The sequence below is a fragment of the Vibrio sp. 2304 genome, assembly GCF_033339475.1.
GTDB classification, from domain to species: domain Bacteria; phylum Pseudomonadota; class Gammaproteobacteria; order Enterobacterales; family Vibrionaceae; genus Vibrio; species Vibrio alginolyticus.
The window spans coordinates 153,689-179,474 of record NZ_JAWOUQ010000006.1 but is presented as its reverse complement, the minus strand read 5'-3'; the positions used below and the strand labels follow the sequence as shown (position 1 = coordinate 179,474).

At 36.4% G+C, this 25,786-nt stretch carries 21 protein-coding genes; 19 read left to right on the top strand and 2 right to left on the bottom strand.

The genetic code is table 11. The features are described from left to right. The first annotated feature begins 19 nt into the window (after nucleotides 1-19). Genes R7P64_RS14005 through R7P64_RS13960 form a run of 10 tightly spaced genes read left to right on the top strand, consistent with a single transcriptional unit; the run spans nucleotide 20 to nucleotide 11,001 of the window. Nucleotides 20-1,270: a hypothetical protein gene (locus tag R7P64_RS14005; protein WP_250155475.1), complete on the top strand. Its 1,251-nt coding sequence runs from the start codon at nucleotides 20-22 to the stop codon at nucleotides 1,268-1,270. Further along, nucleotides 1,257-2,066 (top strand): glycosyltransferase, encoded by an 810-nt coding sequence (locus tag R7P64_RS14000; RefSeq protein ID WP_005384816.1) that lies wholly within the window; start codon nucleotides 1,257-1,259, stop codon nucleotides 2,064-2,066. Before R7P64_RS14005 ends, R7P64_RS14000 begins: the two co-directional genes overlap by 14 nt. A gap of 36 nt (nucleotides 2,067-2,102) precedes the next feature. Further along, a complete protein-coding gene (gene rfbB, locus R7P64_RS13995; protein ID WP_213972952.1) occupies nucleotides 2,103-3,179 on the top strand; it encodes a dTDP-glucose 4,6-dehydratase in 1,077 nt (358 codons plus the stop codon). Beyond that, nucleotides 3,179-4,042 (top strand): glucose-1-phosphate thymidylyltransferase RfbA, encoded by an 864-nt coding sequence (gene rfbA / locus R7P64_RS13990; RefSeq protein WP_213972951.1) that lies wholly within the window; start codon nucleotides 3,179-3,181, stop codon nucleotides 4,040-4,042. The genes rfbB and rfbA overlap by 1 nt, the downstream gene beginning before the upstream one ends. A gap of 6 nt (nucleotides 4,043-4,048) precedes the next feature. Then, nucleotides 4,049-5,482: a lipopolysaccharide biosynthesis protein gene (locus R7P64_RS13985; RefSeq protein ID WP_213972950.1), complete on the top strand. Its 1,434-nt coding sequence runs from the start codon at nucleotides 4,049-4,051 to the stop codon at nucleotides 5,480-5,482. Then, nucleotides 5,483-6,598: a DegT/DnrJ/EryC1/StrS family aminotransferase gene (locus R7P64_RS13980; protein ID WP_206957946.1), complete on the top strand. Its 1,116-nt coding sequence runs from the start codon at nucleotides 5,483-5,485 to the stop codon at nucleotides 6,596-6,598. Next, nucleotides 6,595-7,860: a polysaccharide pyruvyl transferase family protein gene (locus R7P64_RS13975; protein ID WP_213972949.1), complete on the top strand. Its 1,266-nt coding sequence runs from the start codon at nucleotides 6,595-6,597 to the stop codon at nucleotides 7,858-7,860. Before R7P64_RS13980 ends, R7P64_RS13975 begins: the two co-directional genes overlap by 4 nt. Nucleotides 7,861-7,878: 18 nt before the next feature. After that, nucleotides 7,879-9,147 carry an ATP-grasp domain-containing protein gene (locus tag R7P64_RS13970; RefSeq protein ID WP_005384826.1) on the top strand — a complete coding sequence of 423 codons (1,269 nt, stop codon included), beginning with the start codon at nucleotides 7,879-7,881 and terminating at the stop codon, nucleotides 9,145-9,147. Next, on the top strand, nucleotides 9,132-10,190 hold the full coding sequence (locus R7P64_RS13965; RefSeq protein ID WP_213972948.1) for a glycosyltransferase family 2 protein: 1,059 nt from the start codon (nucleotides 9,132-9,134) through the stop codon (nucleotides 10,188-10,190). Before R7P64_RS13970 ends, R7P64_RS13965 begins: the two co-directional genes overlap by 16 nt. Before the next feature lie 46 nt (nucleotides 10,191-10,236). Next, entirely contained in the window at nucleotides 10,237-11,001 is a 765-nt protein-coding gene (locus R7P64_RS13960) for a glycosyltransferase family 2 protein (protein ID WP_213972946.1), read from the top strand. A gap of 110 nt (nucleotides 11,002-11,111) precedes the next feature. Here the strand turns inward: R7P64_RS13960 and R7P64_RS13955 are convergent, their stop codons facing one another. Then, nucleotides 11,112-12,119: a sugar transferase gene (locus R7P64_RS13955; RefSeq protein ID WP_005384832.1), complete on the bottom strand. Its 1,008-nt coding sequence runs from the start codon at nucleotides 12,117-12,119 to the stop codon at nucleotides 11,112-11,114. Nucleotides 12,120-12,358: 239 nt separating this feature from the next. Continuing rightward, the gene (locus tag R7P64_RS13950; protein ID WP_222712360.1) at nucleotides 12,359-13,675 is read right to left on the bottom strand and encodes an MBL fold metallo-hydrolase; all 1,317 of its coding nucleotides are present in this window, start codon (nucleotides 13,673-13,675) and stop codon (nucleotides 12,359-12,361) included. A gap of 1,145 nt (nucleotides 13,676-14,820) precedes the next feature. On the opposite strand from R7P64_RS13950, the gene wecA reads away from it, so the two are divergent. From wecA to R7P64_RS13905, 9 genes are all read left to right on the top strand, one after another. Further along, entirely contained in the window at nucleotides 14,821-15,900 is a 1,080-nt protein-coding gene (wecA, locus tag R7P64_RS13945) for a UDP-N-acetylglucosamine--undecaprenyl-phosphate N-acetylglucosaminephosphotransferase (protein ID WP_222712359.1), read from the top strand. 376 nt (nucleotides 15,901-16,276) lie between these two features. Beyond that, nucleotides 16,277-17,404 (top strand): non-hydrolyzing UDP-N-acetylglucosamine 2-epimerase, encoded by a 1,128-nt coding sequence (gene wecB, locus R7P64_RS13940; RefSeq protein ID WP_222712358.1) that lies wholly within the window; start codon nucleotides 16,277-16,279, stop codon nucleotides 17,402-17,404. A 36-nt stretch (nucleotides 17,405-17,440) separates the two neighbouring features. Further along, nucleotides 17,441-18,700: a UDP-N-acetyl-D-mannosamine dehydrogenase gene (gene wecC / locus R7P64_RS13935; RefSeq protein ID WP_222712357.1), complete on the top strand. Its 1,260-nt coding sequence runs from the start codon at nucleotides 17,441-17,443 to the stop codon at nucleotides 18,698-18,700. Nucleotides 18,701-18,710: 10 nt separating this feature from the next. Next, entirely contained in the window at nucleotides 18,711-19,931 is a 1,221-nt protein-coding gene (locus tag R7P64_RS13930; protein WP_222712356.1) for an oligosaccharide flippase family protein, read from the top strand. Further along, nucleotides 19,900-20,982 carry a polysaccharide pyruvyl transferase family protein gene (locus R7P64_RS13925; protein ID WP_222712355.1) on the top strand — a complete coding sequence of 361 codons (1,083 nt, stop codon included), beginning with the start codon at nucleotides 19,900-19,902 and terminating at the stop codon, nucleotides 20,980-20,982. The genes R7P64_RS13930 and R7P64_RS13925 overlap by 32 nt, the downstream gene beginning before the upstream one ends. Before the next feature lie 4 nt (nucleotides 20,983-20,986). Beyond that, nucleotides 20,987-22,099 (top strand): glycosyltransferase family 4 protein, encoded by a 1,113-nt coding sequence (locus R7P64_RS13920; RefSeq protein ID WP_222712354.1) that lies wholly within the window; start codon nucleotides 20,987-20,989, stop codon nucleotides 22,097-22,099. Next, the gene (locus tag R7P64_RS13915; protein ID WP_318118486.1) at nucleotides 22,080-23,267 is read left to right on the top strand and encodes an O-antigen ligase family protein; all 1,188 of its coding nucleotides are present in this window, start codon (nucleotides 22,080-22,082) and stop codon (nucleotides 23,265-23,267) included. The genes R7P64_RS13920 and R7P64_RS13915 overlap by 20 nt, the downstream gene beginning before the upstream one ends. Next, entirely contained in the window at nucleotides 23,260-24,144 is an 885-nt protein-coding gene (locus tag R7P64_RS13910; RefSeq protein WP_222712352.1) for a glycosyltransferase family 2 protein, read from the top strand. The genes R7P64_RS13915 and R7P64_RS13910 overlap by 8 nt, the downstream gene beginning before the upstream one ends. After that, the gene (locus R7P64_RS13905) at nucleotides 24,141-25,784 is read left to right on the top strand and encodes a heparinase II/III family protein (RefSeq protein WP_222712351.1); all 1,644 of its coding nucleotides are present in this window, start codon (nucleotides 24,141-24,143) and stop codon (nucleotides 25,782-25,784) included. The genes R7P64_RS13910 and R7P64_RS13905 overlap by 4 nt, the downstream gene beginning before the upstream one ends. Nucleotides 25,785-25,786 lie beyond the last annotated feature (2 nt).

Genomic DNA, 25,786 nt, shown 5'->3' with positions numbered 1-25,786 from the left:
CAAACTCTTAGGGGTACATATGTACCTCTTTGCTATATTAGCTCCTCTTTCGGTAACAAAATGGAACAAGTTCATTTTAGTTATCTTATTCCTATCGGCACTAATTACGTTTTTCTACTACATTACTATCTCCAAGAAACTCACATTTGATAAATATTCTTTTGGTGTGATTCTTACATTTTTGTTAGTTTTTTTTATATCATTATTTAGCATATTGATAAATCGAGACTATCTTGTTGCTGACTACTTAAAATCAGTAGTTATAGGCAGGATGTTTACGCTAATAGCGCTAACACTTAATTTGATGTTATTTACAATTTGGTTATCAGTAGCTGATGAAAGATGTGTGAAACGTATCCTTAAGCTTGGCTTACTAACTGCATTTACTTTTATTTTGCTTGGGTATTGGCAAGTTATTTGCAAGTTTCTTGGTATCCCATTTTTCGTAGATACTAGAGACTGGATGCATGGTGTGCCAGCAGCTCTACGCTCAATTTTTCCTTCTCGAGTTACCTCGATAGCGGAAGAACCAAATTTCCTTTCCCCGGTTTTGATGGAGTGTATGCTGCTTATTGCAGTATTAGTTGAAAAGAAAGCTATAAGACTAGCAATGCTGGGAATGACGGTTGTCATCGTCGTACTTTCTTTCTCCGGCGGAGCCTATGTTAACTTTGCTCTAATTTGTGCTTTTGTTTTTTCTTTAATTGCCTTGAAAACGGTGTTAACTGGAAAAACAAGAATTAGCCACTTTTTTGTGTTATTACTGGTTTTTTGTTTATTGTTGGTGCTGATGTATTTAGGTACGCTGCTTTTAGATTTTATCTATTATAAGCTGCAGCACGAAGCAACTGGCGGCTCCTCTCGTAGCCAATTTATGGTTTCATTCACTACTTTATTAGCAGAGTCTAACCTAGCTCAACTAATTTTTGGTCATGGACTTGGTACCATGTCTGTTTTAGATAGCTTTGGCATGAGAAGTGAGGATTATTTATTCAGAATTACTAATAACTATACATTGGATATGTTTTGGGAGGGCGGTGTTGTTGGCGTTGGTCTGATCTTGATTTTTTATTTCAAACTGATTTACCCAGGCTTGAAATATGGTTTTAAGAATAACACTTATCTTATAGGTGCTATAATGACATTCCACTTCCTAGTAACTTCCACATACCGTTCTGAATATCTAAGTACTCATTTTTTATGGGTATTACTAATGATCTTTTCCATATATAAACTAGCAGAATTTCAGAGTAATAATGTTAACAATTAATGTTCTAATAAGCACCTTAAATGATGGGATTGAACGCTTGATGTCTGGGAATTTTCCTAAAGATGAAGCGGTGAAATATATTGTTGTCCATCAGATAAAAGATGGCTATGTTTTAACGGAATCTATCAAGGAATGGTTAGAGAGTCGAGTTGACTTTTTATATTACAGTTCAAGCGATAGTGGGTTATCTAAAAGTAGAAACTTAGCTCTGAGTAAGTCATTCTCAGATGTGGTGGTATTTTGTGATGATGATGTTAGCTATGTAAATGAAGCCTTCGATATAATAAAAAGTAGCTTTGATGAGAATATTGATATAGCAACATTTAAAGTAAAAACTCCGGATGGATTAGACTTTAAAAAATATAATAGTGACGCGTTTGCACATACAAACAAGACAATATTTAAAGTGTCATCAATTGAAGTCGCTGCCAAGCGTGAATCTATCATGAAAAAAGAAGTAAAATTTGATGAACGCTTTGGTTTGGGGACTCAACTTCCAGCATCGGAAGAAAATATATTCCTGTTGGATTGCTTTAATAAAGGTTTAAACTTAAATTACTTCCCAAAAACTATCAACTTACATCCAATGGAAAGTTCTGGTAGAGATTGGGGAAATAAAAGAATGCGTTCAAGCAAGCTATCGTTTATGTATAGATGTTTTAATACTATTGGATTTTTTATTTTTTTATTGTTTGCTATAAAAAAATATCCTGAGTATAGAAAATCAGTCAGTTTTTTTTCATTTTGTAAAGAAAATATAGATGTGTTTTTTAAATACTATAGAAATAAAAATTAGACGCTAACATCTGTAAGTTTCAATTAAGGGTAAATTATGAAAATTTTGGTAACGGGTGGCGCTGGATTTATTGGTTCAGCGGTTATTCGCCACATAATCAATAACACGGAAGACTCCGTTGTTAATGTAGACAAGCTGACATACGCAGGAAACCTTGAGTCTTTGTCTGATGTTATGGATAGCGAACGTTATGTTTTTGAGAAAGTTGATATCTGCGATAGAGAGTCATTAGAAACAGTTTTTTCAAAGCACAAACCTGATGCAGTAATGCACTTAGCTGCGGAGTCTCATGTTGATAGATCTATCGATGGTCCGGCTGCATTCATTGAAACTAATATCGTAGGAACTTACGCATTACTTGAAGCTGCACGTAATTACTGGAATGCATTGGATCAGGAATCCAAAGAACAATTCCGTTTTCATCATATCTCAACCGACGAGGTGTATGGTGATCTAGAGGGAACTGATGATTTATTCACTGAAACAACACCTTATTCTCCATCGAGTCCTTATTCCGCTTCAAAGGCATCAAGTGATCATCTAGTTCGAGCATGGTTACGTACCTATGGTTTACCAACAATCATTACCAATTGCTCTAATAACTACGGCCCTTATCATTTTCCAGAAAAGCTTATTCCATTGATGATCCTCAATGCTTTAGAGGGTAAGTCTTTGCCCGTATATGGCGATGGGATGCAAATTAGAGATTGGCTATATGTAGAAGACCATGCCCGTGCGCTATATAAAGTGGTAAGAGAAGGCTTGGTGGGCGAAACTTACAATATAGGTGGTCATAATGAGAAAGCTAACATTGAGGTTGTCAAAACCATTTGTACTCTTTTAGAAGAGCTCGTACCAAATAAACCAAATGGTGTTAAAGAATATGCAGATCTTATAACTTACGTCTCTGATCGTCCGGGTCATGATGTTCGTTACGCGATAGATGCGACAAAGATTGAGCGTGAACTTGGGTGGAAACCGGAAGAAACTTTTGATTCAGGTATCAGAAAAACGGTGGAGTGGTACTTGGAAAACAAAATTTGGTGGTCACGTGTTTTAGACGGTTCATATGCCGGTGAGCGCTTAGGTGTTATCGAAAAGGGGACAAATTAATGAAAGGTATTATTCTTGCGGGAGGCTCTGGCACTCGATTGTTTCCTATTACGATGGGTGTCTCTAAGCAATTGCTTCCGGTTTATGATAAGCCAATGATTTATTATCCTTTATCGGTGTTAATGCTTGCTGGTATTAAGGACATTCTAATCATAACGACACCTGAAGATAAAGACAGCTTCGTACGTCTGCTGGGAGATGGTAGCCAGTTTGGGATATCACTAAATTATGAAGTTCAGCCGAAGCCAGAAGGATTAGCACAAGCCTTTATTATAGGTGAAGAGTTTATTGGTGAGAGTAGCGTGTGCCTTGTTTTAGGTGACAATATTTTCTACGGACAGGCGTTTAGCCCGAAATTGAAGCTTGCTGCTAGTCGCTCTCAGGGAGCTACGGTGTTTGGCTACCAAGTTAAAGATCCAGAAAGGTTTGGTGTTGTAGAATTTGATGACAACCAAAAGGCGGTTTCAATTGAAGAAAAGCCAGAAAAACCTAAATCTAATTATGCGGTTACTGGGCTTTATTTCTATGACAATGATGTTGTCAGGCTTGCGAAAGAGGTGAAACCTTCAGACAGAGGTGAACTCGAAATTACCTCTTTGAATGAAGCTTACCTAAAGAAAGGTCAATTGAACGTAGAAATGTTAGGGCGTGGTTTCGCATGGCTAGATACTGGCACTCATGAAAGTTTACTTGAAGCTGCTCAGTTTGTTGAAACGATTGAAAAGAGACAGGGCTTCAAAGTTGCATGTTTGGAAGAGATTGCTTTTTCAAATGGTTGGTTAACAAGAGATGAACTTCTGCAACGCGCAGAGTTAATGGCCAAGAATAGTTATGGTCAGTACTTGAAAACTTTAGCTGGTTAACCGTTTGTGAGTGATACTCAAAGTAAAGCCAAAGCCGGCTTAAAGTGGAGCGCTGTAGAAAGGATTTTAACACAAGCTATACAGTTGATAGTGATGTTGATATTAGGCCGAATGTTAGGGCCTTCAGCATTTGGTCTCATAGCTATGTTAACAATATTTATCGCTATTTCTCAGACAATGGTTGATAGTGGTTTTAGCAGTGCGCTGATACGCAAACAAGATAGAAAAGAGGTCGATTTTTCGACTACTTTCTACTTCAATATCTTGGTTTCAATTTCCTGTTATATACTGCTCTTTGTTAGTGCTCCTTATATAGCATCTTTTTATGAGCAACCTACGCTCACTTTATTACTTAGAGTATTAGGCATTGGTGTGGTTATCAATGCTCTTGCTGTCGTACAAAGAGCGAAGTTAACTATAGAGGTGGACTTTAAGACTCAAGCGAAGGCATCTTTTCTGGCCGTAGTATTTAGTGCTGCAATTGCTATAACTATGGCTTATTTAGGCTATGGGGTTTGGGCTCTAGTCGCTCAAACGCTTTCTTTTTATGCTGTCAGTGCCATTACACTTAATATACTTTCGCCATGGATACCTAAAACTGGCCTCTCAAAAGAATCTTTCACTGAGTTATTTGGCTTTGGGTCAAAGCTTTTACTTTCAAGTCTAATAGATACTATTTATAACAATATCTATCAGTTAGTGATTGGTAAGTTCTTTACTGCAAGCCAACTTGGTTACTTCTCTCAAGCAAAGAATTTATCTCATATTCCGTCACTAACTCTTACAACTATTATTCAAAGAGTTAATTATCCTTTATTAAGTAAAATACAAGATGATAATGAGAAGTTAGAGAGTGCTTATGTGTTAACGCTAAGACTATCTTCCCTTTTTATATTTCCTATCATCTTAGGTATAGGGTTAATATCCACTCCTTTAGTCAATATATTACTCGGTTCTGCTTGGGGCCCTACATCTGAACTAATCTCAATATTGTGTTTTGGATATATGCTATACCCCATCCATGCAATTAACCTTAACTTACTTCAAGTGAAAGGACGTTCAGATCTTTTTTTGAAATTGGAAATTATAAAGAAAACTTTAATAACGATTATTTTGTTTGTAACAATACCGTTAGGAATTAAGGCTATTACCATTGGAATGGTCGTTCAATCATACGTTTCTTTATGTATTAATACATATTATACAGGGAAGCTAACATCTTTGAGTTCCTCAAAGCAGCTTAGATTTCTCTTTCCAATTTGGAGTATAGCCATATTTAGTGCTTTAATATCATCTGTATGGTTCAACTTTTTAGATAGTGATATTTTTCAAATTATCATTGTTTTAAGTTCAGCACTATTTCTATACATTATCAGTATTAGAGTTATACAAAAAGACCTTTACTTGTATGTGGTGAACAACATTTTTAGGAAAAATTAAATGAAACCAATTACCGTCACCTCTCCACTTTTACCACCTTTAGAAGACTTTACTGCAAGCTTAGAAGACATCTGGGAACGGAAGTGGCTTACAAATAATGGGACTTATCATCGACAGTTAGAGCAAGCACTTTGTGAGTATCTAGGGGTTGAATATATCAGCCTTTTTTCAAATGGTACATTAGCGTTAGTGATCGCATTACAGGCTCTAGAGTTAGAGGGTGAGGTCATCACAACGCCTTATAGTTTTGTTGCTACCAGTCATGCGCTATTACTGAACAAACTTAAACCTGTATTTGTAGATGTTGACCCAGATACATTAAACCTTGACCCAGCCAAAGTTGAAGCAGCAATCACAGATAAAACTGTTGGAATTCTGCCAGTGCATGTTTACGGCACCCCATGTGAGCACTCTCGCTTACAGCAGGTTGCTGATAAGCATGATCTAAAGATCATATATGATGCTGCTCATGCGTTTGGTGTTGAAGAGAAAGGTTGCTCTGTCCTAAATTATGGTGACCTTTCTATCTTGAGCTTCCATGCTACTAAGGCTTACTCAACAATAGAAGGGGGAGCTGTCATTTGCCATACGAAAGAGATGAAAGAGAAGTTAGACAAGCTTAAGAGCTTTGGTTTTGACTCTGATATTGAAGTATCTCTAATTGCGCACAATGCAAAAATGAACGAAGTGCAAGCAGCTTTTGGTTTAGCAACCCTGAACATCATAGATGATGCCATTGCCCAACGAAAGTTCGTTGCAAACGAATATCGTAGTCAGCTACGAGGTGTTAAAGGCATCAGTTTTCCTAAAGAGTTGCCAGATGTTAAATACAACTACTCATACTTTCCAGTTTTTATTGATGAACAAGAGTATGGAGAATCTAGAGATTCTCTATTTTCAAAGCTTAAAGATAGTAATGTATTAGCTAGACGTTACTTTTACCCAATAATTACTGATTATGCTGCTTATAAGAACAATCCTGAAATTGAAATTGTGAGTGATGAGATATCTCGAGGCATTTCAAAAAAAGTAATTTGCCTACCATTACATCATGAGCTGTCGATAGCTGACATTAATAAAATTGTTGAAATTTGTAAAAGTGAAAATAAAAAATGAAAATTGCAATCACAGGCCCATTAGCAGATAGAAATCTTGGTGATTATGGGATGTTTATTAACAACCTTTACGATATTTCACCAAAAAATGAATTTGTGGTTTTTTCTTACAATAGTTCGTTTGTTGAGCAACTAAAGAATGATTATCTGAAAGAGTTTAGTATTGATTTTGTCGACGTTAAACTGTCAGACAAGAAAAAAGATAACCTCGGTCCGATTGAGCAACTAAAAAAATTAAGAAGAGTTCTATTGGGTAAAGAGAAATCTTACTATCCAACACCACTAGAACTTTTGAATCGTTGTACCAATATCTCTGCGATAGAAAAAGAGATTGAAAATTCAGATGTATTACTTGTTTCTGGAGGCGGCTATTTTAATGATTTATGGTTTGAGTGGACACGAAATGACGATCTCTTTAGAATCATTGTTCCTATTTTGATCGCTGCTAAGATGAATAAAAAAATTGTCTTTACCGCAAATGGATTTGGACCATTTGACAGCAGTAAACACTTCTATGAAATGATTTTTGCCGAGGCTAAAGATGCGATCATCACTAGCCGAGACCGTAAGTTATCTCCTACTTATCTATCTGATATCGGGGTTAAAGACATTACCTATCTACCTGATGACCTATACATAATCAATGATGGAATTAACCCAAGAGAACAATCTAAATCATCTAAATATGGTAAGTATGTAATTTTTGAGCAGTACGGAAACATCAATAAATTTAAAGAAAATATTGAGTCAATTCGCACATTGATTACATTCTTTAAAAACAAAGGAATAAATGTTGTTTTTCTCACTTTTGATGTCGATGAAAAAACAACAAGCTATTTAAAAGAAGAAATAAAGGAAGATAACTTCTTTATCTATGATTTTGAAACTGGGTATTTGAAAGTTGATGAAGCGATTGAGCTAATTAAAAACTCTGAGTTAGTACTTTGTAATAGATATCATGCGTTAGTTTTATCCGTTACTAATCAGATACCCGTAATTAATGTAGTAAAACCAGTTTTTGATCTAAGATATTATTATAATAAAAATGCAGGATTGCTAGATAATGCATTTGAAGGAATGTACTTTAATTATAATGAGTATATGCAAGAGTCCTTATCTGGCGCTATTCAACATGTCATTGATAATTATGAACATATCGTTAGTTATCAAAGTTCATTATACGCATCAAGTGAGTTTTCTTCCAATAAAGATAAACTTGCGAACAAAAGAATTGAATTCTTTTCTACTCATTTCCAAGATTAAATACGATAGACTTTGATTATGATGAATGTTTTAGTTGTACCTTGTGGTACTGAAATTGCGCACGAAATTGTACGTTCTCTCAAAGATGTGAAAAATACCGTTGTTTTTGGTGCAAATGGCATCAAAGCCTATACAGAAATTCCGAGTGAGCGTGTTTCAAATAACATTCCTTTTATTGATGATGAAGGGTTTATTGAATCTATTGCTAGCCTCATTAAAGAATGGGGGATCACGCATATTATTCCAGCACACGACTCTGCAGCACTCAAACTATCAGAGTCTGCTCCAACACTATCTGCGAAAATTGTAAGCTCTCCTTATGAGACGAATATGGTGTGTCGTTCTAAAAAGTTGACATACGAGAGACTTACAAATGTTGTTAAAACGCCAAAGTTGTTTCAGCAGACTGATGAATTAGAGTTTCCACTTTTTGTTAAACCGGATGTCGGTCAAGGGAGTGTTGGGACAAGACTTGTTAGAGAAGAGAACGCTTTAGAACTCAATGATGATGAACTGTTATGTGAGTACCTGCCAGGCGAAGAGTTTACAGTCGATTGTGTTTCTAATCATCTAGGGGAACTTATCTTTGCAAGTGCTCGTAAGCGCAATCAAACTAGAAACGGCATTGCTGTAGAAACAGAACTTGTACAAGATCAAGAGCGCTTTAGAGAATTGGCTATTAAAATCAGTTCTACACTAGATCTTCGTGGTGGATGGTTTTTTCAGGTAAAAGAAGCAAAAGATGGCGAGCTTTGCCTTTTAGAGGTTGCGACCCGAATTGCGGGGTCAATGATTACTAGTCGATTCAATGGCATCAATTTTACTGAATTATCGTTACTTGTTTCAAACGACATTCCGATCTCTGTATCGAACAATAACCTCAATGTAAAAGTATATAGAAATCTTAATTTTCAGTTTGAAACTAACTTAGATTTCGATGTGATTTATACTGACTATGATGACTGTCTTCTTCTAGAAGAACGATTTATAAATTCGGAGTTAGTGAAAGTTATTTTCGAAGCAATTAATGCAGGTAAAAAAGTAAAACTTATCACTCGCCACGCTGGAAACCTTAAAGAGTCATTAGAAAAGTATCGACTGACAGGTTTATTCGATGAGGTTATTCATATTAAAGACAATGACTCGTTGAAATCAAACTTTATCTCAGATGAAAAAGCTATTTTTATTGATGACTCTTTCCGTGAGCGTAAAGATGTTTCGAGTCGATTGGGCATTCCGTGCTTCTCTGTTGATATGATTAGAGGTTTATCTTGTATAAGAAACTAAGTGCGCCAGCATCTGAAGAAAAAATCATTCGCTATTGGAAGCACACCGATAAAGTATATGTCAGTGTTGTTTGTCCTTGCTTTAATCAGGAAAATTACATTGCTGATGCCTTGGATAGTTTTCTGGCCCAACAATTGGACTACAAGTTTGAAATAGTAGTCCACGATGATGCTTCTACAGACGGTACACCCGAAATTTTAAAGGCTTATCAGGAAAAGTATCCTTCAATAATTCGGTTAATCTTACAAACAGAAAATCAGTACTCACAGCGAAAGCAAATCTCGACGATAGGCGTCTCTCATTCAAAAGGTGAATACATAGCCTTATGCGAAGGCGATGACTTTTGGGTCGATGAATTAAAACTGCAAAAGCAGTTATGCAGAATGATTGAAGAGCCAAAGTTTCAACTTTGCTATACGGCAGGTTATGGGCTGTATGGAGATGGTAGCTACAAAGACATATCCAAATTTAGTAATACAGAATGTATTGTTGACACCTCTCGCGTAATTAGGATGGGAGGCGCGGGTATGCCGACGCCATCTTTATTAATGAAGCGAGAGGTTATCGAATCCATGCCAACCTGGTTTCAAGAAGCTGCGCCGGTAGGGGACTTTTATATGCAAATTGTTGGTTCTAAGCCTGAAGGGGCTCTATTTTTACCTGATCAAACAGTTTGCTATCGTATTAATGCAGTTGGTTCTTGGTCTTCTGAGCGAAGTAAAATATCTGTTTCGAATACTCTAGATAATATGGCCAGACAGGAGAATGCAATTCGAGGCTGTCTATGTGATTGGCAAGATGAGAGTGATCTCAAATATGCACTTTCAGTTAACTTATATAACACAGCTTTTACTCTTGTGATAAATAAAGAGTATGCATATGTCAAAGATCTTATTGTATGTTCCTGGAATCTTTACCCCAATGCGCATCGAGTTCAAGCGATCTTATACAGAACTCGACATATACCAAATATAGCAACCTATGTTTTTAGGCTCTATCAGAGATTAGGAACAAAAATAAAAGCTAGAAGAAAAAGTTGTTAAGAGACTAACGAAAAAATTTTAGCTAACTAGTAAACGGTCTGAATAGATGCAGAATAACGAAGATGTAGTTTCTATTATCATGCCAACTTACAACTCTGAGCAAACGGTTGTAGAAAGCATTCAAAGTGTACTATCCCAAACTTATAAAAACTGGGAGCTTATAATAGTAGATGACAGATCTACCGATAATACTTGGCAAGTCATTCAAACATATGCTGATAAATACGATAACATTCGTGTATATCAGAACAAAGAAAACCTAGGTGCAGGAGCGAGCCGGAATTTTGCTATAAAAAAAGCAAGAGGGCGATTTATTGCTTTTTTGGATTCTGACGACCTTTGGACAGAAGACAAACTTGCAGAGCAAATTCCATTCATGCTGGAGAATAACTACCCACTCACATACACTCACTACAGCCGTTTTACTAGTGAAGAAGAGCTGAGTGTTGTAACTGCTCCCGAATATACAACGTATAAAAAACTTATGTACAGTAATGTTATCGGGTGCCTGACCGCCGTTTATGATACACAGGCACTCGGTAAGCGCTATATGCCTCTTATTCGTAAACGTCAGGATATGGGATTGTGGTTAGATATACTGAAAGATACTCCTAAAGCGTACTGTCTACCTAAGCCATTAGCAAAGTATCGGATGGATAGTGGTATGACAGCTAACAAATTTAGCGTTTTGTCATATCAATGGAAGTTTTACAGAGACGTAGTAGGCTTGAGCTTGCCAAGAAGCCTATTTACATTTTCTGTCTACGCCGTTAAAGGTACGATGAAACACCGGACTAAGCGCAAATCTTAGTTTCCTTAATCCTCGATAGAGCTTACAGAATATACACACAAAAAGAGCAGCGACCGTAAGGCGCTGCTCTTTTTTATACCTGTGATCCGTTCGATTAACTTCGCCGTGTTTTAGCGACCCATCCCAAATAACACCGTTTTGACTGTAAGGAAAAGAATCTTCACTTCCATCATCCAGTTTTGGTGTTTGATATAGTAGACATCGTATTTATGCTTCCAAATAGCGTCTTCTACCGATGCGCCGTAAGGATATTTTACTTGAGCTAGGCCAGTGACCCCAGGTTTAACGGCGTGACGAAAGCGATAGTAAGGAATGGCTTTTTCCAACTCAGAGATGAACACTTCACGTTCTGGGCGAGGGCCAACCATCGACATCTCTCCCTTTAGTACGTTGATTAACTGAGGGAGCTCATCAATGCGAGTTTTACGAATAAAACAGCCGACTTTCGTTACGCGGGCGTCATTTTTTGTTGCCCATTGGGCTCCGTTCTTTTCTGCATCGTTCCGCATCGAGCGAAACTTAATCACTTCAAACTCTTCATTATACTGGCCGGTACGACGCTGTTTAAAGAATACCGGACCTGGCGATTCAAGCTTAATGAGTAGTGCCGTAATAAGCCCTACTGGAATAGCAACCCATGACAGCATGAAAACAAACAACAGATCGATGAAGCGTTTTTGCCAGCTGTTCTTGCGATTAGAAAGGATAGAAAAAGCTTTTTGGTGTAAGAAGTAGCCGCTGTGCAAAAGCTCAGTTTCAGTATATCCGAGTGAACGGTCAAAATAGCTCACCAATGGCTCAACCCAAGCACCTAGCTCTGTCGCCGCGACAAGAAATGCTTGCTGTTCAGGATCTAGATGCGAGCTTTTGAAGTGGCAAAGCGTTTTGCTCTTGAAGTCTCTAAGAGCATAGTTATTAACCTGAGCGTTAATCTCAGGATGCCTCTTAAGCACTTGAGCAATTTTTGCTTCGTCTTCTTTTGGACAGTAGATATAAAGGCAAGCATTTGATTCACTTGCGGATAACTCGTCCAATGCTGATGTTATGCTGATAGAATTATGCTTAGTTAATTCAGAAGCTTCTCGTTCTTGAAGCGTGTCGCTCATACTGTCTGTCATAGGAATGGAATAAGTTGTTATCGACTAGCCAATTGCTTACAAGTCGGCGATTATAATTTATTTCGTATAGAAATTATATCCCTTAATCCAGAACATGCTCATAACTTTGTTAATTTTCTTGAACCTGAGTCCTTGTCTATGACTTGTTTTTGAATCTTAACGAAATTATATCAATGAATTCGAAAAACTATGTTTGCGATATATTATATTGCCTCGAAATTAAATGATTGTTCATTTCACTATATAACGCAGTTATATCCGAGGGTTATCAGTTGTTGATAAAGCGATCTTTTCGACTCTTGTTCACCATGAATAAGGTGAACTTCTTTCGGAGGAGTAGGAATGCCAGAAACAAACTGTATTAAATCGTCCCTATCCGCATGTGCAGAGTAACCTGACATGGTATGTACTTGAGCCTCCACTCTAACGCGTCTTCCTTCAATCAGTATGTTCTCTTCTCCATCCTGAATTCGCCGACCTAACGTCCCTTCTGCTTGATAGCCTGCAAATAGCACATCATTTCTTTTATCTGGCAGCAATGCTTCTAAATAATTGACGACACGTCCACCTTCACACATACCAGAGGCCGCAACAACGATAGCAGCTTCTGCCGTGCTCGCGAGTCGATTGACGAGCTTTAAATGGTCAGTGTGGCTTTCTACGGTAATACATTGATCAAACGCAAGAGGGTGTCGGTGATGCTCGAGCCGCTCTTTCGCTTCAGCTCCCCAAAGCTTTTTAAATTGCCGATAGGTAGTAGTTACCTTTTTAGCCAAAGGAGAATCGAGAATAATAGGCAGAGAATCTTGCAAGGCGTGCTCATGAATAAGCTGTTCTATATCAAACAGTAACTCTTGAGTTCTCCCGACGCTAAAAGCAGGTATAACAATTACGCCACCATCCTGAAGTGCGTGCTCAATAATAGAAAGCAATCGCCTACTGCGAGACTCAACATCTTCGTGAACTTTATTGCCGTATGTTGACTCGATAAACAAATAGTCAGCTTTTTCAGGCGATACCGGATCAGGTAGGAGAGGCGTGTTACGAGGTCCCAAATCCCCTGAGAACACAACAACTTCATTGTTTGATAAATGAAACTCAACATATGCAGACCCTAAAATGTGTCCTGCTGGTTGAAAGCGAAGATAGGTATGTTCTTCTATCTCTATCCATTGGGAGTAAGAGCAAGGGCGAATAAGCGTTCGAATAAAATCGAGCAAGCTGTCTCTTTGATGGCGCCTCATGCCTAACTGGAGCTTTAATCCATCTTCTAACATAAGCGGTACGAGCTCAGCGGTGGCTTCCGTACAGTAGATAGGCCCCTTATAACCTGCAGCCAATAGCCAAGGTAGCCGACCAACATGATCGATATGAGAATGGGTTAGAACAACCGCTTTGAGATCAGAGATAGAAAAGTCGATATTCAAACTCTCCTGCTGAGCATTATCTTGACCTTGTAGCAAACCACAGTCGATCAGCACACTTCCATTTTGTAATACGAGCTCGTGACAAGAGCCAGTAACCGTATTTTTCCCACCGTGGTGCAGTACTTTCATAACGAAACGACGTCTTTTCCTTTGTTAACCCACGCTTACGAGTATTTGCTTTCATATATAGCGACACCTCGCGACGTAAAGACGGCTCAGTCAATCGCGCAATGAACAAGGTAAGCAGAAAGTGGTGAATAAGTGAGCGTATTGTAGGCAAGGATAATGAGAGTAAGAAAACAGCAAAACCGAAAGTTTAGAGAGACTTAGATATTCGTCATAAATTTGACTGTGTAGCATTGCAACCTGTTGTGATGCAATTCATATTATTGCAACTATTTTCACTTAGACTTCTGAGATTAACGCGCTAGCTATACAAACATCAGCTATGCCGGAAGGAGTTTAATAATTAGTAAGCCAACAAAAAAGCGTCACGTTTATGGCGAGTTAAGTGTCAGAAAAAAGACATTTTTTTGCAAGCTTTTTACACGTTCTACTTTTAGTTGCAACGTGTTTACTATACAATTCGTCTCCTGTTTGGAAACGCAACCATTAAACACTACGTATAAAACTTGCTTCTAGGAGCCAGACCTAGGGGCGGTAGCGTGCCCAAATCATCTGTTAGTCTCTTTCCTAACAGAAGAGAGACCAAGCAAGATAATTTTTAATAATAATAAGCACCTAAGTGCATTTCTGGCAAGATTGATTTATAAAAAACGAGAACTATTACAAATTTATGTAATTCCCTTTTGTCAGAGGGACGCTCAAAGCTAACAAAGTGGCGAGCAAATGTTGGTTAGGCATAGGTTACAATTTAAATCTCCATTTCTCATACCTATCAAAACCAAATACTAGGTTTATAGAAGTACATAACTACCGGCCCAAACCGTTAGTTAGTGTATTCAGCTTTGTATTTGGCCTGCCTATAAAGGCTGAGAACCGATGACCGTCACGAGCTAGTGTCGGTGGAACTCAGTTACTTACATATTCAATATTAGAAATTAGCGTTTGCAATGCGTTACAACCCACGTTGGCTAATGTGGTTTTGTCACGCCAAAAAATCACCTGCTCATTCTTAGAGTTCGGCGTGTCTAGATACGAGCGAAGCAAGAATCAGCAGTATCGGACCTGTGATGCAATGGAATCCGTAAAGGGAATCAGTCGGATGCGTTATAGATTTACCTCAAACTTATTTAATAACACAGTTGGCTACCATGAATAATGCATATTTATTTGTATTTATTTTGTCGTTCGTTCTACTTTTTGTTATGCGCAAAGTTGCTAAGCGCGTAGGTCTAGTAGATAAACCCAATGCAAGAAAGCTCCACCAAGGAGTAGTACCCCTTGTAGGAGGCATCTCCATTTTCTCTACTATACTGGTCGGGTTCCTTCTGTTCCTACCAATGAATGACAACCTATCACTCTACTTATCTTGTTCGGCTGTGCTTATAGTGCTCGGCGCATTAGATGACTACTACGATGTAAGTTTCAAAATTCGTCTTATTATCCAAGCCGGAATATCCCTTGCGATGATTTACATCGGAGGCCACAGCTTACACGATTTAGGCTACTTGATGGGGAGCGAAACCATTGCCCTTAATGAAGTCGCTGGCGCAGTGATCACCGTTATTGCGGTAATAGGCGCAATTAACGCATTTAATATGGTTGATGGCATAGACGGCTTGCTGGGCGGGTTAGCCTCGGTCACCTTTACAGCATTAGGTATTGTGTTTGCCTACAACGGAAACGAATATTTAGCCACGATCTGTTTAATGATCGTGACTGCGATGCTTCCTTACATCTTCCTGAACTTAGGTTTCCCACTTGGTCGTCGCTTTAAAATCTTTATGGGTGATGCTGGCAGTATGTTTATCGGCTTTACAGTGGTCTGGATGCTGATTCGCGGCACGCAAGAACCAGGAGCGGTAGCCTTCAAGCCAGTCACAGCACTGTGGTTAATAGCTTTACCGTTGATGGACATGGCAACCATTATGATCCGTCGTATTCGTAAAGGTCAGTCACCATTCCAACCAGACAGAGAACATCTACACCATATTTGTCAGCGTATTGGGCTTTCTCCAGGTGCAACGTTAATTTTCATCTGTTCGATGGCATCAATTTGTGCCGCTATCGGCTTGTGGGCTGACTTTGTTGGCATTAGTGAATCAATAATGTTTATTGCTTTCTTGATTTTGTTTGCATGCTATTTTTCGGTAATTAGCCATATTTGGCGCATTTCTTCTTGGTTCAATAAACTGTTTCATACTTTAGGACTTCAGTTTACGTCTAAGTAGAAATTTAAAAAAAGCCTATTGGGGTGGGGTAGGAAAAATATTACAAATCAAACAATTACAATTAGTTCGTGAAATCTGACAGTCTCAAAATGAATAAAAACTGTCTCAAGTTCATCCGAAGTCTGAGATGAAATGTAGAAAAACTTCACGATTTAAAGTGAATAGTTCTACAGACACTTCTCTAAAAGCCGCTTCTATTTAACACAGTGGGCATGCGGCAATAAACAGAGACAACAAAAATCAATAAGAAAAACGCTGGCTGCAAACTTTGGATTTGATAACGTCAGTACGTTTCTGTACGTGTCTCGTGTTGAACAATGTAAAGCATTATATGTCCCTTACGTCTAGGGTCACTAAGTTGTCTAGGAAAATATTAATGACTAAAAAGAAAATCCTTACGGTCTTTGGCACTCGTCCAGAAGCTATAAAAATGGCCCCTCTTGTGCACGCATTAGCAGCAGATGATCGCTTTGAAGCAAAATGCTGCGTAACCGCTCAGCACCGAGAAATGCTAGACCAGGTACTCGAGTTATTCGAGATCACGCCAGACTACGATCTGAATTTGATGAGAGCGGGTCAAACGCTTAATGATGTGACAGCTCGAATAGTACAAGAGCTAAAGCCTGTCCTTCAAGAATTTCAGCCAGATGTCGTTTTGGTTCATGGAGACACTGCGACGACTTTTGCTGCTAGCTTAGCCGCATATTACGAACAAATTGAAGTTGGTCACGTGGAAGCAGGACTTCGCACGGGGAACATATACTCGCCATGGCCGGAAGAAGCCAATCGTCGTCTGACCGGTGTGCTCACCAACTATCATTTTGCCCCAACTGAAACCTCCAAAGAAAACCTTCTGCGCGAAAACTTTGCACCAGAGGATATTTTTGTTACGGGTAATACGGTTATTGATGCGCTACTAATGGTTAAAGACAAAATCGAATCTGACAGTGATTTGAGTGCAACATTAGCGGCGCAATTTCCGTTCTTGGATGAAAGCAAGCAACTAATCTTGGTAACAGGGCATCGCAGAGAGAGCTTTGGTGGTGGATTTGAGCGTATTTGCGAGGCATTAGCTCAAACGGCGAAACAACACCCCAATGTACAGATTCTTTATCCAATGCATTTGAACCCTAATGTTCGTGAACCTGTTAACCGAATTTTAGGAGATGTTGAAAATGTGTTGTTAATTGAACCGCAACAATACCTTCCATTTATCTATTTAATGAGTCGTTCCCATATCATCCTAACTGACTCTGGTGGCATTCAAGAAGAAGCACCATCTCTTGGTAAACCAGTACTAGTTATGCGTGATACAACAGAACGTCCTGAAGCTGTTGCTGCAGGTACAGTGAAATTAGTTGGTACTAACGTAGAAAAAATTACGGCCAGTCTCGGTTCACTATTAAATGACGAAGAAGCATATCAAGAGATGAGTTTTGCTCATAACCCTTATGGTGATGGTAAAGCATGCGAACGAATTTTAGACGCGTTAACAGCGCAGTAAGTATTAATACCAAATAAATTTTTTAAGGTTCATATTATGTCTTTTGAAACGATTTCAGTGATCGGTCTTGGTTATATTGGTTTGCCAACAGCAGCCATGTTTGCTTCCCGTAAGAAAAAAGTGATAGGTATTGATGTAAATCAGCATGCTGTGGATACCATTAATAAAGGTGAAATACATATTGTTGAGCCTGATCTAGACATGTTGGTTAGCGCAGCGGTACAACAGGGTTATCTTGAAGCTACCACGGAACCGAAGTCTGCAGATGCTTTCTTAATTGCTGTACCTACACCATTTAAACCATGTAACGAAGGTGATATTCCTGAACCGGATTTAAGCTATATCCACAGCGCGGCTAAAGCCATTGCACCCGTGTTAAAAAAAGGCGACTTAGTTATTCTCGAATCAACCTCACCAGTGGGGGCAACTGAGCAACTGGCAGAATGGTTAGCTGAATATCGTAATGACTTATCATTTCCACAACAAGTAGGTGAAATAGCCGACATCAACGTTGCCCACTGCCCTGAGCGAGTGTTACCAGGTAAAGTCGTTACAGAATTAGTTCAAAATGACCGTGTTATTGGCGGTATGACAAAGCGTTGTTCAGAGCGTTCTGTTGAGTTGTATAAAACATTCGTCATGGGAGAATGCGTAATCACTAACGCAAGAACAGCGGAAATGGCGAAATTAACTGAAAATAGCTCTCGTGATGTTCAAATTGCTTTTGCTAACGAACTTTCTATTATCTGTGATGAATTAGATATTGATGTGTGGGAGTTAATCGCTTTGGCTAACCGCCACCCGCGCGTGAATATTTTACAACCAGGTCCTGGTGTCGGTGGTCACTGTATAGCTGTTGACCCATGGTTTATTGTTTCGAAAACTCCTAATCAAGCTCAAATTATTCATACTGCTCGTAAAGTAAATGATTACAAACCAGAGTGGGTTATTGAAAAAGTTAAAGTTGCGATTGCGGATTTTTTACAGGCTAACCCGAGTAAGACTGCGAAAGATGTCACTATTACTTGTTATGGTTTAGCGTTTAAACCTGATATTGATGATTTGCGTGAAAGCCCTGCATTATCCATCGCAAGAACCATTGCAATTCAGCACTCATCTGAAGTATTGGCTGTTGAACCAAATATCGAATCTTTGAACGAAGAAAATATACGTTTAGTAACTATTGATGAATCATTGTCTAAAACAGACATACATGTAATGTTAGTCGATCATAAGCAGTTTAAAAAAATAAAATTGAATGATGCATTTGTAATTGACACTAAAGGTATTTGGTAAATTTCCCACAATGAAATTAGTTAAAGATAGCTTCCTATATCTCCTAGGTGATATTTTAGTAAAAATAATACCTTTTTTACTCTTGCCTTATTTGACCAACACGCTTGGAAGTGAAGATTTTGGGAGGCTTTCTTTATTTCAATTCTATATTTCATTTACTTCTATATTGTTTGGTGCGACACAAGGAGGAATATTATCCAAGTATTATTATAAGTACGGAAAAAAAACCATTGGTTTAATTGTTTCTAATGCTAATTTTTACAGTTTATTTTCTAGTTTATTGTGTTCCTTTGTTCTTTATCAAATTTATAATGAAGAAATTTACTTTTTAATTATAGCTATCGCATTAACTACCGAACTATATCTATCTCAATTAACGCTAAGAATCTGTCAAAAAAATGTAAAAGAGTATGTGGTTATAAATGTCTTTTATTCGGCCACTTCAATAGCATTGACTTTTACTCTTTTCTCTTTATGTGAACCTAGTGTTGAAATGAGATTAATAGCAATGTTCGTTTCAAATATAACTTGGTTTTTTTTATCATTAAAATTTAAAACTGAAAATATAAAATACTCATTTAGTTTTAGAAAGAGAAGATTGGGATATCTATATCTTGTATCAATAGCACCTTACCTAATGCTTATACAGTTTACCGCATTACTTAAAGGGCAAGTAGATCGGTTATATATTAACGAGTATTACTCTCTAAATGAGCTTGGAGCATACAGTGCTGCATATCAACTTGCTGTGCCATTTACTATGGTAATCTTAAGTTTAAATAAAGCCATTCAACCTAGATATTTCCAACTTTTAAAAAATGGAAAGCTTAACTTTAGTAAGGTTAAGTCATTGAGTATTGTTGTACTAATACTATCATGTGTATTTTCTTTAGTTACGATATTAATCCCAGAGACTGTTTTGTTCCAAATTTTAGGAATACAGGATCAAAACCTAAAGTACTTTCTAGTCATATTTTCTATTGGTAATAGTACACTTGCACCATATTTATTGCTAACAAACTATTTTGTTTATGTAGGCAAGGTCAAAGTTGTGACAATAAGTTCCATATCAGGTTTGCTGATATATTTTATCTATTTAAGTTTTTTTGCTAATAAAGGAATTGTTTATCTTCCTTATGGTACTCTTATATCAAACCTATTCGTTTCTATTGTGTTGTATTTTTGTGGAGGTTTAACTAATGTTAAAGAAAAAAAAAGAATACGAGTTTGATTTTGTAATTAAAGGTGCTTATGGAACTGGTAATTTTGGTGACGACGCCCTATTTGAAGTTATTTATGATAAATTACCTAAAGGCGTGGAAGTTGCAGTTATTGCAAGAGATTCTGAGTATCTAGAATCAAATTTTGAAAATGTTAAAGTATTCCATCCGAACTCTTCGGTAAATATTAAGTGTAAATATTATATTTTTGGTGGAGGGACTCAGTTTTATATGTTTCCTAACACAAATTCTCTATTTTACAAGATAAATTACCACTTAAGAAATCCGACTTACATAATTAAAAAACTGTTATCTCTTAATTTGAGCGTTGATTATGATAATAAAATTGGTATTGGATTAGGTTTAGGTCCATTTTATACAAGAGAGAGCAAAAAATTCAACAGAATAATAAATGAGCTCAATTCATTTGATAAATTATATTTAAGAGACAAGAAGAGCTATGATTTTTGTGTTGATCACAATATAAATAAAATAGAGCTTAATACAGATCTTTGTTTCTCAAAAAAATTTAAATTAACCAATTCTTTAGATAAAAGAAAAGTTGCAGTTATACTACGTGATTGGAAGCATGATGAGTTCGGTAAGAAGCATTTTAAGGCTATAAGAGATTATTTGCTTATTAACCGTGAATGTTGTGATTTGATTTTATTTTCAAATGACAAATATTGGATTGATTTTGCTATAGAACATCAGCTTAACTATTTAGTTTGGGATTCAACTAAATATAGTAGTAATGAATTTATTCAAAAGTTAGCCGAATACAAGTTGGTTATTTCTTCTAGATTTCATGGCATCATTTACTCGACGTTGTTAAATATTCCTGCCATTTCTATAGAGATAGAGCCTAAGTTAAAGATTGGTGCTGAACTAAATACAGGTTTGATATGGAATGGCGAATTTACTTTAGATAACCTTGAACAATTAATTAAAAAATTAGAAATAAATTACGATGAATATATGCAGTTTCTTTCTGAAATAAGAAACTCGAAATATACTCAGTCCTTAGAAATGTTTGATAATTTAAAAGGTAGACTAGGGTAATAAAATGATTTATATCATACATGATAAGATTTTTCATAATAACAAATTATGTATCGGCGGTATTCAAACATACTTATATAACTTAGCATATATACTTGCATCTGAAAATGAGGTGAGACTTTGTCAGATTGGAGAGAATTATGCCATTAGAAATATCGAAGGTGTTGATGTTGTTGATGTACCTTCGAAGAAGGTATGTGATATAGTAAATAGTCAACATCTTGATATTAAAAAGTCAGATATTGTTATTTGGGGTACTGACAGCTATTCCAAAAAAGGGGATTTTATCTCAATATCTATTCAACATGGAGTAGGGTTTGATTATACTAATACTGAATCTGTTTTGAAGAAATATATAATGCACTCACCTTTTGGGCATGTTTTTAAGCTTGTGCAAAGACTAAAGTCATTATATTTTTCAACCCAGTCTAACTATATTGTTTGTGTGGATTATAATTATCTAAACTGGTATCGAACATACACAAGACGCAACACTTCTAGTAAGCTAGTTACGATACCGAATTTTACAGAAGTTCCTAATATTTACACTAATAAAGTAGTAGATGAAAATAGAATAAAAATTGTTTTTGCCAGACGCTTTATTGAAAAACGAGGTGTCTATGTTTTTTGCAATGCCATTGAAAAGTTATTATCAAACTACGATACATTTGAAGTAACATTTGCTGGCGATGGACCTTTGAAGTCATACATTGAATCCCGTTTTTTTAATAATGATAGGGTTTGTATTACTTCATATGAGGCGAAAGACTCAATAGAGTTTCATTCTAATTTTGATATAGCTGTTGTTCCTACAATAGCTGGTGAGGGTACATCTCTTAGTTTATTAGAAGCAATGGCAGCAAAATGTGCTGTAGTGGCTTCAAATGTTGGAGGTATGACTAACATTATACTAGATGGATATAATGGCCTTTTGATAGAGCCTGATGAGCAGTCTATTTATGATGCGATAGAATCTCTTATCAATGATAAAGATATGTTGGATTATTTATCTGAAAATTCTTATAAATCAGTTGAAGGAGCATTTTCTAAGGCTAGATGGACAAGCAAATGGAAAAAACTTATTGGTAAAGTAAGTAATGAAAACTGTTTACAATAAAGGTGATATTACTTTTAACGTCTTTGCTTTTAGCATAGTTCTGTTTTTATATAGTAGTGTAATAAAGCAACTTATAACTTTGCCTGTTGATATAACAGCACTTTCATTCATAGTGGCATCATTATCATTTTGTTTTTTGGACAAAGTCGTAGTTAGTCGAAGTGTAATGTTGGGCTGTACTTTATTTATTTGTGTATTGATGATATCTTCACTTTATAGCAAGTCTGATAATGTCAATTTGTATAAGTTACTGGCTACGGCACCCGGCCTAATATTAACGATGTTAATAATGTCAATCGATTATCATAAATATTCTTTTGACTCTTTTTTAAGATTTTTTTGCTTTTTTTCTATACCTCTATCGATATTTTTCATATATATACTTCCAACATTATTTACGGGCAATGATTCCAGTGTTGAAAGAAGCATATACCTTAGCTTGCCATTTTATTTATCAATATCTGCAATTTTTTCTATTGTCGCATTTAGAAATAATAAATTTATTTATATTTCAACACTTTCTATAAATATCTTTGCAATATTAATATCTGGCGCCAGAGGGCCTTTAATTGCTCTAGTCTTCTGTCTGCTTCTTTTGTTTTCTAAAGATATGATATCTATGGTAGTAAGAAAAAAACTAGCAAAAATAATAATTACCATCTCAGTTGTAATTTTTTTGTTATTTTTTGTTTATTATTTTGATGTCTTCTCTATGGATGTTTTTGATCGTTCTTGGCGTAGGCTATTATTACTATTTGATGGTGGTGGTAATTCTTTAAGTGAACGTTTCTATGCGTTGAATATGACCTACGAAAAGGGGTTCGATAGTTACTTTTCGATCTTTTTTGGCGAAGGTCTTGGTTCCTTTGGTGTTATTGTTTACGGAGTTGATCAATATTATTATCCTCATAACGTCCCTTTAGAGATATTATTTGAAATGGGATTGATGGGGTTGTTTTCGTTCGCTTTTATTATTATTGCATGTTCTCGGTGTGTTTGTTCTAACTCGACGTATAGATTGTTTTTTTATACAGTATTAATTTTTGTTTTATTCAACTTTATGAAGTCTTATTCGATCGTGGGGCTTAGATTGCTTTTTCCAATATTAACTATAAGTCTAATTTTTTCTAAATATAGTAATAAACATAAAGAGTATTATAATGATTAAAATATCTGTCATAATTCCCCATTATAATTCTGTTGACTCATTAATTACATTGTTAAGTTCAATACCTAATGACAAATATATTGAAGTCATAGTCGTAGACGATAACAGTGAATATTTTCCAATTAATGACTTAGTCGATAAATTTCCATATGTTAATTATTATCTGAACGATCGTGGTAAGGGGGCAGGAGGTGCACGAAATAAAGGCATTTCGGTATCTAAAGGACAATGGCTGATTTTTTCTGATGCAGATGATTTTTTCCATGCAGGTGCATTTGAATATATATTAGAAGATATAGCTATTTCTCCTGCTTTTGTTGATATTATATTTTACAAACCTACATCTTCCTACATATCTACAGGAATTCCTGCCACTAGGCACTTAAAGTATTCTGGTTTAGTTCAGGAATACATTCAAGACAATTCAATAGAGAATAAAGTTAAGCTTCTTTATAGTCATTATGTACCTTGGAGTAAAGTTATTAGGAAATCTTTAGTTGATTTGAATGATATCCATTTTGATGAAACTCTAATTGCTAATGATGGTATGTTCTCTGCTAAATGCTCACTTAATTCACGTGGTATTCAATGCAAAGAACGTGAAGTTTATGAAGTAACAGTATCAAACGATAGTTTAACTAAAATTCATAACGTTGAGTTATTTAGAATCCGTTTGGAAGTTTTCACTAGAATGTATAGCTTACTTCCTTATGAAATAAAAAAAATTATCGGTATGTCTCCACTTTCTTTAATCTATATGAGTAGAAAGTACGGTCTTAAAGAGTTTGTTAAAACCATTGCATATTTTAAAAGTAACGGTGTTGGTTTAATAAAATATTTAAATAGCACGTCAGTGAAAAGGTTTTTCTTAAAATGAAAAAAATTTCTTTAATTTTTCACACTCTCATTCATGTCAAACCAATTCAAGTTTTTTATAGACTTAAAATTAAAATTATTAAACCAAAACTCATAAATTCAAATTATAACTTTTCTATACGTAAAGTTAGTGGTGATGTTAAGATACAACAAATTAGAACTAGATGCTTTTTTGGTGATATGAGTTTTAACTTTCTAAATGAGTATAACAAAGTTATTACTTGGAACGATATACATTTAGAAAAGTTATGGCTTTATAATTTGCATTATTTTGATTATATTCAATATAAGCCATTAAAATACAAAAACGACTACTTTTCGCTGATTGAGCACTGGATAGATAACAATCCTTTTCCTACCGGTAATGGATGGGAACCTTACCCACTTTCCTTGAGAATAGTTAACTGGGTTAAATTTTTTTTATCAACAGACAATTTTAAAAACGAAGCTTTAGAAAGTCTGCATAACCAAGTTAATGTTTTATATCAAACCTTAGAGTATCATTTGCTTGGAAATCATTTATTTGCAAATGCTAAAGCGCTTGTTTTTGCGGGGTGTTATTTTGATGGTGAAGATGCAGAAAAATGGTTAAAGTTAGGTTTATTTATATTAGATAAAGAAATCAATGAACAAATATTAAATGATGGTGGAAACTTTGAACTAAGCCCAATGTATCACAATATAATTTTGAGTGACATGTTGGATCTATATAGTTTATGCATTGCCTACGACTCTAAACTATCCTTGGCAAGAAAAGAAAAGTGGGAGAGCATTATTGTTAAGATGTATAATTGGTCTCATCTAATGGGCCACCCTAATGATGAAGTCGCTTTTTTTAACGATTCTGCCAATGGAATTGCCCCAAAATTAGAAAGTATTTTTGAGTATGCAAATAGTTTAGGCATTAATGTCCGCTCAGAGAATTTAGTATTGGGCAAAGAGATAGTATGTAATGTTTTAGAGAGTTCTGGATACATAGTTGCTCAGAATAAACATTTTAAGGCTATTTTAGATGTTGCAAAAGTTGGTCCTGACTATATTCCTGGTCACGCCCATGCAGATAACCTCTCGTTTGAGTTAAATGTCGGTGATCAGCGGGTATTTGTGAACAGCGGAACCTCAGTTTACGGATTAAGTGATGAGAGACTGAGACAACGAAAAACTAAAGCTCACAATACGGTAGTTGTTGACGATGAAGATTCTTCAGAAGTGTGGAGCGGATTTCGCGTAGCTAGACGAGCTTATCCAAGCAACCCCATTATCACTGAGAGTGATAATGAAGTTATTGTTGAGTGCTCTCATGATGGCTATATGCGCTTACCTGGTAAAGTTATGCACACACGAAAATGGAAATTAGCAAAAGACGAGTTGCTTATTTGCGATCTATTATCGGGTGTGTTCAATCATGCAGAAGCTCATTATCATATCCACCCTGAAGTTCATGTGGAAAGCCCAAGTGTTGATGGTCATGTTACACTTCGCCTGCCAAACGGCACTTCATATAAGGTAAGAGCTGAGGGTGCTGATATAAGGGTGCAAGACACGACATGGCACCCTGAGTTTGGTTTATCTATCGCGAATAAAAAGCTGGTATTAAATTTTCAACAGAACGAAATTAAATTCTTTTTTACAAGAGCTTAGAA